Annotated in this window: 13 protein-coding genes and 2 pseudogenes; 12 read left to right on the forward strand and 3 right to left on the reverse strand. The window is 56.9% G+C overall.

The genetic code is table 11. From position 1 onward, the window contains the following. Positions 1–249 precede the first annotated feature (249 nt). Positions 250–1,773, forward strand: coding sequence for an alpha-amylase family glycosyl hydrolase (locus MWC30_RS12410; RefSeq protein WP_244084505.1), 1,524 nt, complete (start codon positions 250–252; stop codon positions 1,771–1,773). Between the two features lie 160 nt (positions 1,774–1,933). Here the strand turns inward: MWC30_RS12410 and MWC30_RS12415 are convergent, their stop codons facing one another. Continuing rightward, positions 1,934–2,362 carry a Fur family transcriptional regulator gene (locus MWC30_RS12415; RefSeq protein ID WP_244084506.1) on the reverse strand — a complete coding sequence of 143 codons (429 nt, stop codon included), beginning with the start codon at positions 2,360–2,362 and terminating at the stop codon, positions 1,934–1,936. Positions 2,363–2,510: 148 nt separating this feature from the next. Between MWC30_RS12415 and MWC30_RS12420 the strand changes: the two genes are divergently transcribed. From MWC30_RS12420 to MWC30_RS12430, 3 genes are read left to right on the forward strand one after another with little or no spacing between them, the layout of a single operon-like run. Further along, positions 2,511–3,551: a metal ABC transporter solute-binding protein, Zn/Mn family gene (locus tag MWC30_RS12420; RefSeq protein WP_244084507.1), complete on the forward strand. Its 1,041-nt coding sequence runs from the start codon at positions 2,511–2,513 to the stop codon at positions 3,549–3,551. Further along, positions 3,542–4,315 carry a metal ABC transporter ATP-binding protein gene (locus tag MWC30_RS12425; RefSeq protein ID WP_244084508.1) on the forward strand — a complete coding sequence of 258 codons (774 nt, stop codon included), beginning with the start codon at positions 3,542–3,544 and terminating at the stop codon, positions 4,313–4,315. The genes MWC30_RS12420 and MWC30_RS12425 overlap by 10 nt, the downstream gene beginning before the upstream one ends. Next, complete coding sequence (locus tag MWC30_RS12430; protein ID WP_244084509.1) at positions 4,308–5,123, forward strand: metal ABC transporter permease; 816 nt, start codon at positions 4,308–4,310, stop codon at positions 5,121–5,123. Before MWC30_RS12425 ends, MWC30_RS12430 begins: the two co-directional genes overlap by 8 nt. Before the next feature lie 17 nt (positions 5,124–5,140). Here MWC30_RS12430 and MWC30_RS12435 read toward each other — a convergent pair whose 3' ends face one another. Beyond that, the gene (locus MWC30_RS12435; protein ID WP_244084510.1) at positions 5,141–6,526 is read right to left on the reverse strand and encodes an HDOD domain-containing protein; all 1,386 of its coding nucleotides are present in this window, start codon (positions 6,524–6,526) and stop codon (positions 5,141–5,143) included. Between the two features lie 507 nt (positions 6,527–7,033). On the opposite strand from MWC30_RS12435, the gene MWC30_RS12440 reads away from it, so the two are divergent. Beyond that, positions 7,034–8,677: an FAD-dependent oxidoreductase gene (locus tag MWC30_RS12440; RefSeq protein WP_244084511.1), complete on the forward strand. Its 1,644-nt coding sequence runs from the start codon at positions 7,034–7,036 to the stop codon at positions 8,675–8,677. Beyond that, positions 8,622–9,041, forward strand: coding sequence for a hypothetical protein (locus MWC30_RS12445; protein ID WP_244084512.1), 420 nt, complete (start codon positions 8,622–8,624; stop codon positions 9,039–9,041). The genes MWC30_RS12440 and MWC30_RS12445 overlap by 56 nt, the downstream gene beginning before the upstream one ends. Before the next feature lie 161 nt (positions 9,042–9,202). Here MWC30_RS12445 and MWC30_RS12450 read toward each other — a convergent pair whose 3' ends face one another. Beyond that, a complete protein-coding gene (locus tag MWC30_RS12450) occupies positions 9,203–9,784 on the reverse strand; it encodes a DUF401 family protein (protein WP_244084513.1) in 582 nt (193 codons plus the stop codon). A gap of 313 nt (positions 9,785–10,097) precedes the next feature. On the opposite strand from MWC30_RS12450, the gene MWC30_RS12455 reads away from it, so the two are divergent. The 6 genes and pseudogenes from MWC30_RS12455 (at position 10,098) to MWC30_RS12475 (ending at position 15,932) form a co-directional block, all read left to right on the forward strand. After that, positions 10,098–11,882 carry a chloride channel protein gene (locus MWC30_RS12455; RefSeq protein ID WP_244084514.1) on the forward strand — a complete coding sequence of 595 codons (1,785 nt, stop codon included), beginning with the start codon at positions 10,098–10,100 and terminating at the stop codon, positions 11,880–11,882. Between the two features lie 275 nt (positions 11,883–12,157). Next, the gene (locus tag MWC30_RS12460; RefSeq protein WP_244084515.1) at positions 12,158–12,688 is read left to right on the forward strand and encodes a type 1 glutamine amidotransferase domain-containing protein; all 531 of its coding nucleotides are present in this window, start codon (positions 12,158–12,160) and stop codon (positions 12,686–12,688) included. Positions 12,689–13,222: 534 nt separating this feature from the next. Then, positions 13,223–13,501, forward strand: a pseudogene (locus MWC30_RS22975) (response regulator); the annotation flags it as partial. A 244-nt stretch (positions 13,502–13,745) separates the two neighbouring features. Beyond that, positions 13,746–13,799 (forward strand): annotated as a pseudogene (locus MWC30_RS22980) (hypothetical protein); the annotation flags it as partial. 165 nt (positions 13,800–13,964) lie between these two features. Beyond that, positions 13,965–14,276, forward strand: a complete 312-nt coding sequence (locus MWC30_RS12470) for a helix-turn-helix domain-containing protein (RefSeq protein WP_244084517.1) — start codon at positions 13,965–13,967, stop codon at positions 14,274–14,276. Positions 14,277–14,657: 381 nt separating this feature from the next. Continuing rightward, a complete protein-coding gene (locus MWC30_RS12475) occupies positions 14,658–15,932 on the forward strand; it encodes an FIST signal transduction protein (RefSeq protein WP_244084518.1) in 1,275 nt (424 codons plus the stop codon).

Consider the following 15,932-nt stretch of genomic DNA (forward strand, 5'->3'; position numbering starts at 1 on the left):
CAACTTGTAACCCGAAAAGGATACCCTCTGCAATCGCCATCCACCTCATCCAGGATGACAGCGCGTCGTTTTGCAGGGAAAAACGAGAGAAATGATTGCAAGCCTCCTGCTGCAATCTTAAAATTCCTTTATTGTCTCATAAGCGCCGGCGAACGCAGTACAATCTTTCCTCGACCTCACCTCTCATATGGTGGCATGAAGCTACTGTAACAATAGAAATGCATCCACTTCTACCAGGAGGAGACCGTTATGAGAAGATCAGGACTCTGGACCGTTCTTGTCCTCTCTCTTGCCGTCATGCTGTCCCTGAGCAATGCGAATACGGCTTACGGACAGGCGGGCTTTGACGACGACCGTGTCATGCTGCAGGGGTTTTACTGGGAATCCTATCGCCACGGCCATCCCGACAGGTTTCCCGGCTACGGAGCAAAGCCATGGTACGATACTGTCCGGGAGCAGGCCCCCACCCTCCGGGACGGACTTTTTGATCTCCTATGGCTGCCTCCGCCCTCCTATGCCGGGGAGCTCAGTGCCGGGTACAATCCCATGGAATATTTCAATCTGAACAACAGCTACGGCACCTTTCAGCAGCAGCGGTCCATGCTGGTGGCCCTGCTCCAGAACGGCATCGAACCGGTAGCGGATATCGTCATCAACCACCGGAGCGGCGTCCGGCAATGGGGGGATTTCAAGAATCCCGACTGGGGTCCCTGGGCCATCACCCGATACGACGAAGCCTTCACGAACCCGGAATCGGAGCTCTACGGGACGCCGCTGGAGCAGCGGGGGGCCGAGGAAGAGCGCCCCACGGAGTACACTCAGCACCAGGGGACGACGTATCAGTACGCTTCCTTCCGGGACATCGACCACACCAACCTCACGGTGCGTCGGGACATCATCCGTTACCTGCTGCAGTTGAAATCGGCGGGCTACCGCGGATGGCGCTACGACATGGTGCATGGCTACCATGCCCGCTGGGTTGCGGTGTACAATCGGGCGACCCGGCCGACCTTCTCCGTGGGGGAATACGACTGGGATCAGCAGGCCGCTCAGCGGGGGTGGGTCTGGTATACGGCGACGGTCCCGGGCGATCTGACTACAGCCTCCAGCGTGTTCGATTTTGCGAGCTGTTTCACCCTCAAGGACCACAAGGGGGACTACCGTGCCTGGTATGGCTTCGGCAGCGGCATCGGCCTGGTGGGGGACACCACGGACGGTCACCCATGGAAAAACAGGGCCGTCACGTTCCTGGAAAACCACGATACCGGCTACCGGACGAACGAAGACGGGTCACCCCAGGAGCACCACGCATCCGACAGCTTTCAGAATGGGTGGGAGGTAGAACAGGGCTATGCGTACATCCTGACGCATCCCGGAGTCCCCACGGTCTACTGGAAGCATTATTTCGACTGGGGCGGCGATCTTCGTGAAAAGATCCATGCCCTCATCAATGCTCGAAAGGTTGCCGGCGTCCATGGATGCAGCACGGTCCATACCCAGGAGAATGCTCGCGAACAGGGTGTTTACGCGGCTTTTGTGACGGGCCGCAACGGAGACCTGTACGTCCGTATCGGGGGAAGCGATGCCCAATGGCAGCCCTACTATTCGGGTTACAGGGACTACCGGGAATACGCCGGCGGCGCCGGCTGGAAAGTCTGGGTGAAGCTCCCGGGAAACCCCGACGTGCAGCTGGCTCCCCTCAAGGCCCCGCTGCCCGTTCCCCAGGTCATGGAGCCGGGGAGCATCGAGGTCCCGGATGAACTGCTGCAGTGAAGGACGGATCCCAACGCTGTTGACTTCACGTCACCCCGGTGAAAACCGGGGTCCAGAACGTCTTTATTTTCCTGGATTTCGGCTTTCGCCGTGATGACGCAAGTAGGTTAAGTCAACGACATTGAGAACGGATCCCCGGTGCTCCCTACACGACGGTTCCTTATTGATCTTTTTTATCATTATCCGCCCTGCAAGCGGGGCAGATGCCGTAAAACTCCAGGTGATGGCCCTCGATGGCGAACCCCGTTTCGAGGCTCAGCAGCTTTTCCAGGATGGACATTTCACAGGTGCGAAACTGCACGACCCGCCCGCAGCGGCGGCATGCAACGGGGTGGGAGTGCGCGGAGCTGCAGGCCACGAAGCGGTGCTCGCCGTTTCCATCGTGGACCCACTGGAGGCGGCCGATGTCCTGCAGGGCCCGGATGGTGCGGTAGATCGTGACTTCCCCGACGTTTCGGTCTTTCAGCGCCGCAGCCGCCTCTGGGACGGTGAGCCCGCGGGGGCTGCTTTCAAAAAGCTCGTAAATCATGCGCCGCTGAGCGGTGAACCTCATCCCCAGCTGGTTGAATTGGTCCCTGAGATCCTCCACGGCACCGTCTCTCCATTGCTTATTGACGAAATTTTTCGATAAAGATATATTCCTTCTGCATTTGTACCTGTTTTGCAATCCCCTCGTCAAGAAATTCGGATGGCTCGCCGGCTGTGTGAACAGAAGCACGGCCAGGGAAAGGGTTCATATGAGAAGACTGTCGGCAGGGTGTATTCTGACACTGGCATTGCTGCTGGGAAGCGCTTTGCTGCGAGGGCTCCCTGTATACGCCGAGGGGGGCTCAGGCGCTCCCCTGCGTGTGGTCACGACGCTTTTTCCCCTTTACGACTGGGCCCGGGTGATCGGGGGCGACAGGGCCGACGTGAGCCTGCTGCTGCCTCCGGGCGTCGAACCTCACAGTTTCGAGCCCACTCCCAGGGACATCACCGCCATCAACAAGGCCGATCTCTTCATTTACACCGGGGCTTTCATGGAGCCGTGGGTGCAGGACATCCTGCGGGGGCTGGATCATGAGAAGAAGCTCCTTGCCGTCGATACCAGCCAGGGGATCGAGCTCATGACGGACGTCCATGAGCAGGCATCCCATGGCTCGGCTGGGGCAGAGGGGGGCCACCAGGAGGGGAGTTCCCAATCCGCTTCGCATGAAAGCCGTCAGGAGCAGGTCCATGAAGCCGGTAAGGAACATGGCCATGGGAACTGGGATCCCCACATCTGGCTGGACTTGGGCAATGCCCGGAAGATGGTGGACACCATCGCCGGAGCCTTTGCTCGGAAGGATCCCGCCAACCGGCAGCTTTACCTGGATCGTGCCCGGGAATACAACGGACGCTTGAAGGCCCTGGACGAAGACTTTCAAAAATCTCTTGCCGGATGTAAGTCCCACACCATCATCTCCGGCGGCCACTTCGCCTTCGGCTATTTTGCCCGCCGCTACGGGCTCGACCATGTCTCACCCTACAGCGGGGTCAGCCCCGATGCGGAGCCCACTCCCAAAAAGATTGCCGAACTGATCGAAACCATAAAGAAGCTCGGCGCGACCTCCATCTTTTACGAGGAAAACATCGAGCCCCGCGTTGCCCGCATTATCCGGGAAGAGACGGGAGCCCGGCTGGTGCTGCTCCACGGAGCCCACAATGTCACCAGGGATGAGCTGGCCGGGGGAGCCACCTATCTCTCCATCATGGAGGGAAACCTCAAGCGTTTGAAGGAAGGCCTGGAATGCCCATGAAGGTCCTGGAAGTTGTCGATCTATCGGTATTGTACCAGGATGTGGAGGTCCTCTCGAGAGTGAGCTTCGACGTCATGGGGGGGGACTACCTGGGGATTGTGGGCCCCAACGGCTCCGGGAAGACGACGCTCGTGCGCTGCTGCCTGGGCCTGGTGGAGGCCGTGTCGGGTCAAATCCGTCTCTTCGGGACGGAGAGGGGGCAATTCAGCGAATGGTACCGGATCGGGTATGTGCCCCAGGCGTTTGAAGGGGCTCAGCGGGGATTTCCCGCAACGGTGGGGGAGGTGGTCGCTTCGGGGCTCCTCTCGCGCAAGCGTTTTCCCAAGCGGCTGGACCGCCCGGATGCGGAAAAGGTCGATGAGGTCCTGGAAATCCTGGGCATCCAGGACCTCAAGAAAAAGATGATCGAGCGGCTTTCGGGGGGGCAGCGCCAGAGGGTGTTCCTGGCCCGTGCCCTGGCCTCGGACCCGGAGGTCCTGTTTCTCGACGAACCGACCGTGGCCCTCGACCCCACCACGCGCGAGCGTTTTTACGAGACCCTGGATGGCTTCAACCACAAAGAAGGCAAGACCATTGTCATCATCACCCACGACAGTGGGACCATAGGCGAATATGCCTCCAAGCTCCTTTACCTGGACCGCAGCGTGGTGTTTTTCGGGGATTTCGGACAATTTTGCCGGTCGGAAAGGATGACGGACTACTTCGGCGAGCACGCGCAGCACATGATCTGTCATCAGCACAAAGGAAGCTGTATTGTTGGATGAATTGCTAGGGGCCCTTCACTATGGTTTTATTCAGCGTGCGCTCCTGGCGGGGATTTTCATCGCCCTGAGCTGCTCCTCATTGGGAGTCTTCCTGGTGTTGCGCCGGTATTCCCTCATCGGGGACGGCTTGGCGCACGTCGCCTTCGGCACCATAGGCCTCGGCCTCCTGCTCCAGACGCACCCCCTCTACCTTTCAGCGCCCCTGGTCATGCTCGCTTCCCTGTGGATTTCCTACCTGGCCGAACGGGCCAAGATCCATGGGGATGCCGCCATCGGGATGGTTTCGGCGCTGGGGGTCTCCACGGGAGTCATGCTGGCGAGCGTCGGGAGGGGATTCAACGTCGATCTTTTCAGCTACCTTTTCGGGAATATCTTGGCCATCAGCCGGGGGGAAGTTTACCTCAGCGTAGGCCTCTCTCTTGTTGTGCTCTCGGTGGTGGTCCTCTTTCTCCACGATCTCTTCGCCCTCACCTTTGAAGAGGAATATGCCCGCGTCCTCGGCATCAAGACGCGCCGGGTCGTCCAGCTCCTCACCTTGTGCACGGCCCTGACGGTGGTGCTGGGGATCCGCGTGGTGGGGACAATGCTCGTGTCGAGCCTGATCGTCTTCCCCGCCGTGACGGCCCTCCAGGTGGCCCGGGGCTTCAAGGCGGCCCTGGTCGTGGCGGCGCTCGCTTCCGTCGGCTCCGTCATTGCCGGGATTGTGGTATCGTTTCTTTTGAACCTGCCGACGGGGGCAACAGTCGTTTACGTCAATTTCGTATTCTTCGGAGCGGCTTTTGTCTGGGGGCGGTGGCGGAACCGGTGAAGGGTTCTGTTTTCCTGCTATCCAAAAGCGACATTTTTTGCGGGCTGTTTGCGATGACCGAGGATAAAGGTGCGGACGTGCCTGGGCAGAGTGTTGATTTTGCCGTCGCCATTGGGCAGGATGCAGCGCTCCACCAGCTCTTCAATGGAAATCCCTGAAAAACGCAGCAATTTCATGTAATCATCCAGAAAAGGATTCGTCTGGGCGTCCTCGGGCGTATTCCCCGCGAGGTATTCGTACGCCGCGTGGGCGATATAGAGCAGAGCGACATTGTCCTTGTATTCCGTCGGGAGCTGCTCCGGTGGCATGAATTCCGGCAGCTTTTGATATTTGATGGTCTGGCAGATGGCTTCGGGGAGATTCCATGCTTTCAGGAGAATTGCTCCAATTTCGGATGTATCGAGCAGACCAATAAAAAAGGCCAGTTTGGGGTTTTGTTTTTTCAGGAGGAGGACAACGCTTCGGCCAATATCGTGGAGCAGGGCGATGGTGCTGCTTGTGGAAGATTTGCGGCGGTCGTAGTACTGGCAGATCATGAAAACCAGGTGCGAGATGATGACCGAATGATCGTGCAGTTCCTGAAATTCCCGGGTGCGGGGCATGATTTTCCGCATGCCGTTGGAGACGACGATCTGATAGACCTGATTGAATCCGAGGTAAGTGATGGCGTATTGAATGTCCGATATCTGCTGGCTCAAACTGTAATAGGCTGAATTGATGGTTTTGAGGATCTGGCTCACCAGGGAAGGATCTTCCCTGGCCACCTCGGTCACTTCGCGCGGAGAAGCCTCCTCATCCGTGATGAGCTGAACGATGCGGTTGGTATGCATCGGGAGGCTGGGAAGATTGTTGAACATGGTCTGAAGCATCTCAGAATGGTCGTATGCCCTGCTTTTTTCATCGACGTAACGGGCGATATAGTCTTGCAGGTATTGGCTTTGAGCCGATGACGACTCTTGAAGGGCGCTCAGCCTCTGCATTTCAGAGCATGCCAGTTCATGGATTTTTTTCAGTATATAGGTTTCAAGAGAACGGTCCAGGCTGGAAAGCGCCGTTTCATCCAGGGCCAGCACGGCGGAAGATTCCCGGGCAATGACCGAAGACAGCTTCTGCGGTGCCTTGAGGTAAGTCCCTTCGGCGATCCAGTCGCCCTTTCCGAAAATAACGGATTGCCGTGGGTTGTTCCTGCCGTCTCCCGTCACTCGGAAAGAGCCTTTCACCACCAGGAAAGTATTCCGATTCCTGTCTCCTTCCCTGAAGAGGAAGTCTCCCGCCTCGTATTTCTTGATTTTTCCAACGTTGCTGAGGGCCGTGATTTCCCTGGGTCCCAACTCATGAACATGGCTCGTGTTGAGAAGTGTTTGAGCGGGGGAGGAAGTGGTTTTCCTGAAAAACCATCTCATGCCAATGACTCCGTGGATGGGTGGATTGAAAGATCTCATCTCCCTGAAACCGTTTTCGACTTATACTCGTCTCGGTTAAGAAGTTATATTTTCAGGTCGCTCCATGCTCTTTGTAGGAGCGGCTTCCAGCCGCGACGAGAGTTGGTCGCGGCTGGAAGCCGCTCCTACAAAAACGAAGCTTTTCATCCTCAACAGGTATAGATTCAAATTTTCGGTCTTTTCCGTTCCAGTGCAGGGTGCCTGATCATCTCTAATCGGCTGCGCGTGTCCGTCTCATGAGTATTATTTCATCCCGCCAACAGGCATTGTTGTGAGATGGGAAATGAGCCCGCCGACGGCTCTCGATCCATGTTGTTTCTCTCAAAAGTCCACCAGATTGCGGATGTCCATGCGGTCGTTGACACATGCGACACTCAAACCTAAATAGATAATTTCAAAGACTGTATATTCCGCGGTCGTCCTCCATGCGACCGACCCTGTTCTACCGATTATGAAAGAGGTGAAATCATGGCGAATCATGAAGGCGGTTTTTCGGGCGATGAGGGATTTCTCGGTGCTGAGCTGGAAAATCAACTGAAGCGTGTGTTCTCGGGGCTGCCCCACTCCATCCCCATATTTCTTTTCAGTCGCAAAGGGGACAACGATGTACTGAGCCAGGCGGCGCGGGAAGTCATCAAAGCCTTTCAACAGCTCTCCCCCAAGGTGGAGTTGCAGGAACTGAGCCTGGATCATCCCAGGGCGAAGGAATGGCAGGTGGTGAGCTCTCCCACTCTTGTCTTTTCACCGGAGCTGTATTCCATTCGATACCTGGGCGCTCCCTACGGCGAAGAGGGGCGTGCCTTTCTGGGCATGTTGATCCTGCTGGGTCTGCGAGCCAGCACCCTCAATGAGCAGTCCGTGAAGATTTTAAAAAAGATCGACTCTCCGCGGAAGGTCAGGGTATTCGTGAGTCCCACGTGCCCTTACTGTCCCGATCAGACCCTCAATGCCGTCAAAGCGGCCATCGAACGGCCCGACATGGTTTCCGTGGAAATCATCGACATTCAGGCCAATCCCGACCTGGCGAGCCAGTATTCGGCTTTCAGCGTGCCGCAGGTTTTTGCCAACGATGTGCTCATTGCCCAGGGGGTTCAGCCTGAAGAGCTTTTCATGGCCTCCCTGGAAAAAATGGAGCCCCAGACGCTCTTCATCCCGGATATCGAAGGGGATACCATCGAGACGGACCTGGTCATCGTGGGTGGGGGGCCGGCCGGGCTTGCTGCAGGAATTTACGCCGTGCGCAGCGGGTTGAAGACGGCAGTGGTGGAGCGGGGCCCACTGGGCGGTCAGGTGGCCACGACCCCCATCGTGGAGAATTACCCCGGTTTTACGCGCGTGCCGGGCAAGACCCTGGTGGACATCATGGTGAGCCACGCCCTGGAGTACGTACAGATCTTTCAGGGGGAAGAGGTCCTGGAAATTGTGCCGGGAGAGCCCGTGGAGGTCAAGACCAGCCGCCGCCGCTTCCTCACCCGCGCCGTCATGCTCGCCACGGGGGCGACCTACAGGCACCTGGGTGTTCCCGGCGAATCCAGGCTTTCCGGGCGCGGGGTCAGCTATTGCGCCACGTGCGACGGCTCCCTTTTCAAAGGGAAGCGGGTGGTTGTGGTGGGGGGCGGCAACACTGCGGTTACGGAAGCCCTCTACCTGCACAACATCGGCGTGGACGTGACCCTTGTGCATCGAAGAGACGCTTTCAGAGCCCAGGAGCACCTGGCACGGAATATCGAGGCCAACCAGATTCGGGTTCTGTGGAACACTGAAGTGAAGGAAATCGTCGGCCGGGAAAGGGTCACGGAAGTCGTCCTCTACAACAACGTGACGGGGGAGACCTCGCGGATCGAAACAGACGGCGTTTTTGTCGCCATCGGCTACAACCCCACCGTGGACCTGGCCAAGAAAACAGGGATCGAGCTGACGCCCGAAGGGTTCATCCAGCACGATTCCCATCACCGAACGAACATCCGGGGCATCTACTCGGCGGGGGATGTGGAAGGTGGATACAAGCAGATTGTCACGGCCATCGGCCAGGCCACCGAAGCAGCTCTTTCCGTCCATGAAGATCTCAACAATCCTTACTGGCAGGGGGCCGCGGCAGGGCAGCAACCGTGACGGCTCAGCGCGTCGCTACTTTGGCAATCTCGATGGCACCCGGGTGCGCGCAACCGGTCACAATGACCAACCCCTGTTCCCTATCGACGATCACCGGCTGCTCTTTGATGCTTCCACCCAGCTCGCCGGTGCAATGCAGGTTTGCCAAGGGACGCCGTGGCCCCCTTACGGTCTCGATGCGTGCGCCACGTTGCTCTATCATGCGGCGAAACGTTTTTGGAAAGGATACGGGCGCGTAAACAGTCACTTTCGAGTGGCGGGCGAGAAACTGATCGAGACCGCCAGTATGATCGCCGTCGATGCGGGACAGCACCATCGCGTCAATCGAGGTTGGGTCGATGCTGAAGCTTTGAAAATTATATAGTGAAATCGAAACTTTGGTTCAAGTATCGAGGATCACTGTGCCGCTGCCGGTCGTTTCTTCGTGAGGACATCCCCGGGCAGTGTCTGGAAAACTGCCAAATATCTGGCAGACATAAAATCGAATTTCTTTTCAGCCTCTTGCCGTCTCTGACTGAACCATGCTCATGAAACCCACCGAAGCAGGAAAAAATACAGGCAGCCGGCCAGGAGAAGGACGCAGCCCGGGACCCGGAGATAGCGGTAGACGGGGGCAGGTGGGGTTCCAAAATACTCGTTGGAGAGCAGAAGGCACAGGTGCAGGGGGGAAAGGAGAACGCCCACAAAGCCGCTTACGAGAGCGAGCATCATGTAGGGCAGCATGAAGTCCGCCTCCCCGGCCGACTGAATGAGGGATATGAGGATGGGAAAGGTGGTCCCCACGAATCCGATGGTGAGTCCCACGACGCCTCCCACGAAAAAGGGAAGGACGATGCAGATGGGCATGAGGGGAACCTTCCATCGGATCAGATCCCGGCTGATGGCCTCCACAGCATGGCTGTCTTCGAGCATTCCTTTGAAAACCAGAATGGCGCACACCATGTAGAATATGTTGAGGAGCGGTTTCTGCAAGAGGATCTGCCGTCTCTGCCCGGCAGAGAGGTGATTCTCCTGCCACACCCATGCGATCGCCACCAGGAGGGCGAAAATCAGGCCGATCTCCTGGGTGATGGTGAGGGCGTATTTCTTGAGGAGGAACGTCAACACGCACAAGTGCTGGGACTGTATCCAAAAAGGCCATGAATTTTCCCATATCCTATGCAGTGAATAAGAGCCGATGAATTCAAACCTGGAGATGGTGCTCCTTAACAGGCCCACATCGAGAATTCAAGAGCGAACCCTTTCTGGCGCAAGGCGTTGCACCCATGCTTCAAAACGTTCGGCTTTTGACCCTTTACGGTATATTTTATGAGGACACAAACAGTGTCAAAGTAATGGTTGAATTGCTTGACCGATCTGTCACCGCTGGCCCTCCAGACCTGAAAATGGCTGCCGGGGGTTCTTCATTGAAACCAACAGCTTGCTCATAGCTTTTGGGACAGGGGTGGAAAAGGAAGGGTACCCACACGCATTGAAACGGCAGGGCATAAAAGACTTCAGCTTCCTGGCATTTTCAGTGGCCATCGGGGTTCTTGCCGCTCTTGGCGCGCTTGGCTTCCGTGCCCTGATAGAGCTTTTTCAAGGAATTTTCTGGCCTTCAGGCATGACGTTTCTCGACAGGGTCACGAGTGCGCCCTGGTGGCTGAAAATCCTTGTTCCCGCTTGCGGAGGCCTTCTTGCAGGGCCGATCATCACGTTTGTCGTTCCTGAAGCGAGAGGGCCAGGGGTTCCGGAAGTGATCGTTTCCGTAGCGAATCGCCAGAGCACCATGCGCCATCGCGTGACGGTTTTCAAAGCCCTGGTGACCAGCTTGCTCATAGGCAGCGGCGCTTCACTGGGGCGAGAAGGACCCATTGTACAGATTGGATCCTCTATCGGTTCTTCTCTGGCCCAGCTTTTCCGATTGTCACCCGACATGCGCCGCATATGCCTTGCCTCCGGGGCAGCTGCAGGTATTGCCGCTACTTTCAACGCACCCATTGCGGGCACGCTCTTTGCCGTGGAAATCATCCTTCTCGACATCGAAATCGCGCATATCAGCCATATTATTATTTCTGCCGTTGTGTCTTCGGCTCTTGCGAGGATTTTCTGGGGGAATTTCCCAGCCTTCAAGGTGATCGGCTTCGAGTTGGTTCATTATTGGGAGCTATTTTTTTACCTGCTGTTGGGCTTGCTCGCAGGGCTCATGGCCATTGGATTTGTACGCCTGGTTTATGCTATGGATGGCCTGTTTAGAAAGCTGCCCGTTTTCGATTGGATAAAGCCGGCCCTCGGCGGCTTGCTCCTGGGTTGCCTTGCTCTGATCTGCCCCCATGTGATGGGAGTCGGATACGATACCATCAATATGGCCCTTGTCGATGCTTTGCCGCTTCAGTTGGCGCTCTGGATTTTGGCTGCAAAGATGATCGCCACTGCCCTCTGCATCGGTTGTGGAATGAGCGGAGGTATTTTTGCTCCTTCACTTGTGCTGGGATCAGCCATCGGCACGGCTGTCGGCCTTCTGATCTGCCACTTGCTTCCTCATTTGGGATTGAACCCCAGTGATTATGTGCTTGCAGGGATGGCGGCGGTTGTAGCGGGAACCACTCTGGCTCCCATTACAGCGATTCTCACCATTTTTGAGCTCACCAATTCCTACCAGACCATTCTTCCCGTCATGGTTTCCTGTATTGCCAGCACGCTGCTCGTTAAACTGCTGTTCGGCTATTCCGCCTATGAGATGAAGCTGCTCAAACAGGGGATAAGCATTGTTCGGGGTCATGATATAGGCATTCTGAGAAATCTTTCCGTAGGTGACTATATGGAAAAGGATTTCGAGTTTCTGGAGGTGAGAGCCCCCCTCACTGAAATCGTGAGCCGTGTGATACAATCGCCTTTTCCACATTTCGTGGTAATGAACGATCGGGGAGAACTTGCGGGAGTCCTTTCAGCCCGTGACCTGAAAGCCTCCATGGATAACTTTGATGTTTTAAAAGATCTGACCATTGCGGCGGATTTAATGACCAGTCAAGTGGTTACTCTTTCCCTTCAGGACAACCTGGAGAAGGCTCTTGAGCTGTTTGAAAAATTCCGGATTTCCATACTGCCCGTGATGCACTCCAATGATGCAAGGGTAGTCGTGGGAATTTTGAAAAAAGACAATCTCCTCCAGGCATATAGAGAGAAAGTCCTCAAGGACCGCATCCTGTCTTGCTCCATAAAATAGCCGACTTCATTTGATTTTTTGTTCGCCAATAAATTTGTCGTTTCCGCATTCTTTTGGAAGGGGAATGACAAGACACGGTACCAATGAATGCCGATTTCTTTCCTTTGGCCTTATGTCAAGAGTTGGTTCGTGCGATTGCCCTGAGGAAATGCCCTTGACACCAGTTGCGAGAGGTGCTACCCGAAAATCTGATTGATCCTCTTGCTGTCACCACTTCCGCGCCTTCCCCATCCCCGTCTTATGCTGTCCGCTCGTGGCTTGAATGGAGATGAGTCATGCCGAAATTGGATGGAAAAAGGGTCCTCATGCTTGTTGAGGATCTGTATGAAGACCTGGAGCTTTGGTACCCACGGCTGCGTCTCACAGAGGAGGGGGCTCGCGTCGTAGTCGCCGGGCCGGATGCAGCCAGGATTTACACCGGAAAGCACGGGTATCCCTGCAAGCCTGACACTCGCTTGGACGATCTCGCATCGGAGGATTTCGACATCCTCGTCATCTGCGGCGGTTTTGCTCCCGACAAGCTCAGGCGCAATGGAAAAGTCCTCCAGTTGACTCGGGAAATGCACCAGGCAGGCAAAGTGGTGGCTCATATCTGCCATGCGGGTTGGATTCCCATTTCTGCTGGGATCATAAAGGGCTTCCAATGCACATCCACTCCGGGCATAAAGGATGATCTCGTCAATGCAGGAGCCTTCTGGACGGACAAGCCCGTGGTGGTGGACAGAAATATGATCTCCAGCCGCCGCCCGGATGATCTGCCCCTGTTTTGCCGGGCAATCATCGATCTGGCATCGAAAGGGCGTTGACCCGAAAGGCCTCTGCTTGGTAAATGTTGGCGAAAGTTTTCATCCGATGGGACAGAGCGATTTCCCCTTTGAGGGGGGCAGGGGGGTGTTAACGTCTCGGTACATTTCCCTTAAATCCTTCTTCAACGGGGGGCTTCAAAGACTCCCGGACCAGGTGATGACTTTCGCGGCGAAGTATTGGCCTATTAGCCGCACATTCAGGATGAGCGGCGAGGGGTAGCTATGGCGACGACAACCTGCTCGGATGCATCCCAGTCAAAAGCTGAAGGGGTTCCGGAAGTGGCTGCGCACGCTCGCTCATGCCAAAACAGATTCCATGCCCTGTGGGAAAACGTGCGGGACGGCCTGGCGATACTGGACCCGGACCTGACCATCATCATGGCCAACAGGGCATTGCAGGGTCTTTTTCCGAACGTTTCTCTCGTAGGGCAGAAGTGCTTCAATGCCTTTCGATGCCGGGCCGTGCCGTGCCTGACTGCCGCCGCCCTTCAGGGGCAGAGCCCCGGCCGGGATGTCCACGAAAGCTCAACGCTCATGCGGCCATGCCAATCTTCCCGTGAGCTGCAATGGACCCTGTCCCCTGTTTTTTCTTCGTCGAGCCGGCTCGAGGAGGGTGCGGAGGAATTCCACCTGGTCCTGCTCGACATTCGCCTTCCAAGAATGGATGGCATGGAAGTGCTCGTCCACATCAAGGACCGCGTTCCCGCCATGCCCGTGATCATGGTCACCGGTTACGGGGACATCCAGACGGCAGTAGAGTCCATGAAACGGGGGGCTTTCAACTACATCACCAAGCCCTTCAAATTTCAGGAGTTGCTCGCCCTTGCACGGCAAGCCATCGAGTGCGGGCGAAACGCCTCCCATGCGTGCAGTCCGTCGCGCGCAGGGGGGCACCCAAGAGCGAAAGAGCCCAAGGAACAGTTCATCCTCTGCCCCAGCGAGGGGATGCAGCAGGTCTATGCCCTGGTGGAGAGAGTCTGCGCCACGGACAAAACGATAGAAGTTCCTGAGATTTCTGGAAACCGGGAGGCTGCGCCGCCTGGGCGAGACCAGGGAAATACACATCGACACACGGGTGGTCCTGGCGACGAACATGGACCTCCGCGATGCGGTTCAAAAGGGCCTCCTGCGGAAAGACTTGTTCTACCGGATGGACCTCATCAACATCCAAATTCCTCCTCTCAGGAGGCGGCCCGAGGACATTGAGCCCCTGTCCACGCACATCTTGAAAATGGAGCATTTTCCCAGGGGGCCGCGCAGGATCTCACCCGAAGCCATGAAGATCCTGAGAGAGTATTCCTGGCCGGGAAATGTCAGGGAGCTGCGGTCCGTCATCCTGAAGTCGATGATTTTTGCGCGATCGGATGTCGTCACTCCAGAGGATCTTCCGTCGGAATTCTATGCCGACAGGGCGGCCCGCTCCCGTCCGACCAAGACCCTGGAGGATATGGAAAGGGACCACATCATGGCCGTCCTGGAGGAGACGGGGGGCAACCAGAGCAGGGCAGCCGAGGTACTGGGGATCAACAGGAAGACGTTGTACAAGAAGTTGCACAAATATGGGATGGGATCGGCAGCCAGGGACTAATGACAAAGTTGTTTCGCTGAAAAGTCCCTGTGCATGGTGCATAGAATGCACCCTACCCCTGGATTTCGCCTTTCACCGGAATGAGGAAAGTTGGCTTGGCCAACAACATGGGGGCCCAATGACGGGATGGGGTCGAGCCCATGGGGAGGGTGACGGCGATTCGATGACTCGCGGCCTGGCAAAGCTGCGGAACAGTGAGGCCATATACCCCTCAAGACCCCAATGTTTTTCAATATATAATACATCATTTATTTCAATTGCTTATCTCATTGGTCCCTTAAATGCCATCCACTTTTTGCGATTCCGGCGGGACGCCCCCTTTCCCTGGAGCCGCGGCCGGCGGCCTGTACTGCCGTACCCATGTGAAGGCATGGACATTGCTTGAAGCGGCGTGAGCCGTCAATCCGCCCCGACGGGGCGCGGCTGGCGAGAGGACGACATACCAACCTGGTCATCTCCCTGCAGGGGACGATGACGCAAGGACAGGATCTGCAAATGTTCAAGGCGGCCACAGTCTCTTCCGGAGCACCGTTTTCCAGGGAGGCGGGGAGACACCTGGGGGAATCCCTGGTGCAGCAGCTGGGAAGCTCTCCTGCAGGATGCCTCTTGTTTTGTTCACCTGAAGAAAACCTGGGCGAAATGGTCCGGGGCGTATGCGAAGCCGTAGGCACGGGAAATGTCGTGGGGTGTACGAGCGCCGGCGAAATCTCCTGCCAGGGGTACAGCCAGCATTCTGCGGTCCTCGGCGGCTTTGCTTCCGACCAGGTGGATATACACGTTGCCTGGGTCAACGACATCGGTCTCGATTCGGAGCGCGCGGGAGAGAAGCTTGCGGAAGCTCTTCCCCATACGGTGCGCTTCGTTCAGCTCTTTTCGGACGCTCTCGAAGGAAACGGCTGTGCCGTCCTCCGGGGCATGCAGCGTGTTCTGGGGAATTCCATCATCATTGCAGGGGGGGCCGCTGCCGACAACATGCAGTTTTCCCGCACGCTGCAGTTTTGGGGGCCGCATATCCATACGAGGGCGGCTGTCGCCATGGGATTTTCGGGGAGGTTCAGCGTGGGAACGGGGGTGTGCAGCGGCTGGTCTCCCATCGGAATCGCCAAACGGGTGACACGCGCCGAGGGCAATGTCCTTTACGAGCTCAATCACCAGCCAGCCTTGGATGTCTATAAGCGCTTCCTGGGGAAGCACGTGGATAAGCTCCCCGCTGTCGGGGCGGAATACGCCCTGGGCCTGGTGGACCATCATGGCTTCATGGGCAGGGAAGATTATTGCCTCATGCGGGCGAGCCTTGCCGTCAATCATGAGGATGGTTCCATCATGTACGGTGGAGAGGTGCCGGAAGGAGCCATGGTGCGGTTCTCGTGCTGTGACTCCAATTCCCTGCTGGAAGCTGCCGCCGAGGCCGGTCGTGCGGCGTTGACCGACCTGGCTGGAAATACACCCGTCATGGCCTTCCTCTACTCGTGCCTGGCTCGCAAAGTCATGCTCGGCCGCCGGACCGATGAGGAATGCCGCATCGTGCGGCAGGAGTTGGGCCAACACGTTCCACTCCTTGGATTTTACACCTTTGGAGAATACGGAAGGGCCAGGGCGGGCATGCCCAGTGTTTTGCACAACCAGACGGCAGCGGTAGCCATTCTCGGAGTCTAA

Source organism: Desulforhabdus sp. TSK (assembly GCF_022836495.1).
Taxonomy (GTDB): Bacteria; Desulfobacterota; Syntrophobacteria; order Syntrophobacterales; family Syntrophobacteraceae; genus Desulforhabdus.

What these genes read in the sequence shown, in the direction of transcription:
- MWC30_RS12410 (WP_244084505.1), top strand. Translation starts at nt 250, where the DNA reads ATGAGAAGATCAGGACTCTGGACCGTTCTTGTCCTCTCTCTTGCCGTC.
- MWC30_RS12420 (WP_244084507.1), top strand. Translation starts at nt 2,511, where the DNA reads ATGAGAAGACTGTCGGCAGGGTGTATTCTGACACTGGCATTGCTGCTG.
- MWC30_RS12425 (WP_244084508.1), top strand. Translation starts at nt 3,542, where the DNA reads ATGCCCATGAAGGTCCTGGAAGTTGTCGATCTATCGGTATTGTACCAG.
- MWC30_RS12435 (WP_244084510.1), bottom strand. Translation starts at nt 6,526, where the DNA reads ATGAGATGGTTTTTCAGGAAAACCACTTCCTCCCCCGCTCAAACACTT.
- MWC30_RS12440 (WP_244084511.1), top strand. Translation starts at nt 7,034, where the DNA reads ATGGCGAATCATGAAGGCGGTTTTTCGGGCGATGAGGGATTTCTCGGT.
- MWC30_RS12445 (WP_244084512.1), top strand. Translation starts at nt 8,622, where the DNA reads ATGAAGATCTCAACAATCCTTACTGGCAGGGGGCCGCGGCAGGGCAGC.
- MWC30_RS12460 (WP_244084515.1), top strand. Translation starts at nt 12,158, where the DNA reads ATGCCGAAATTGGATGGAAAAAGGGTCCTCATGCTTGTTGAGGATCTG.
- MWC30_RS12470 (WP_244084517.1), top strand. Translation starts at nt 13,965, where the DNA reads ATGAAGATCCTGAGAGAGTATTCCTGGCCGGGAAATGTCAGGGAGCTG.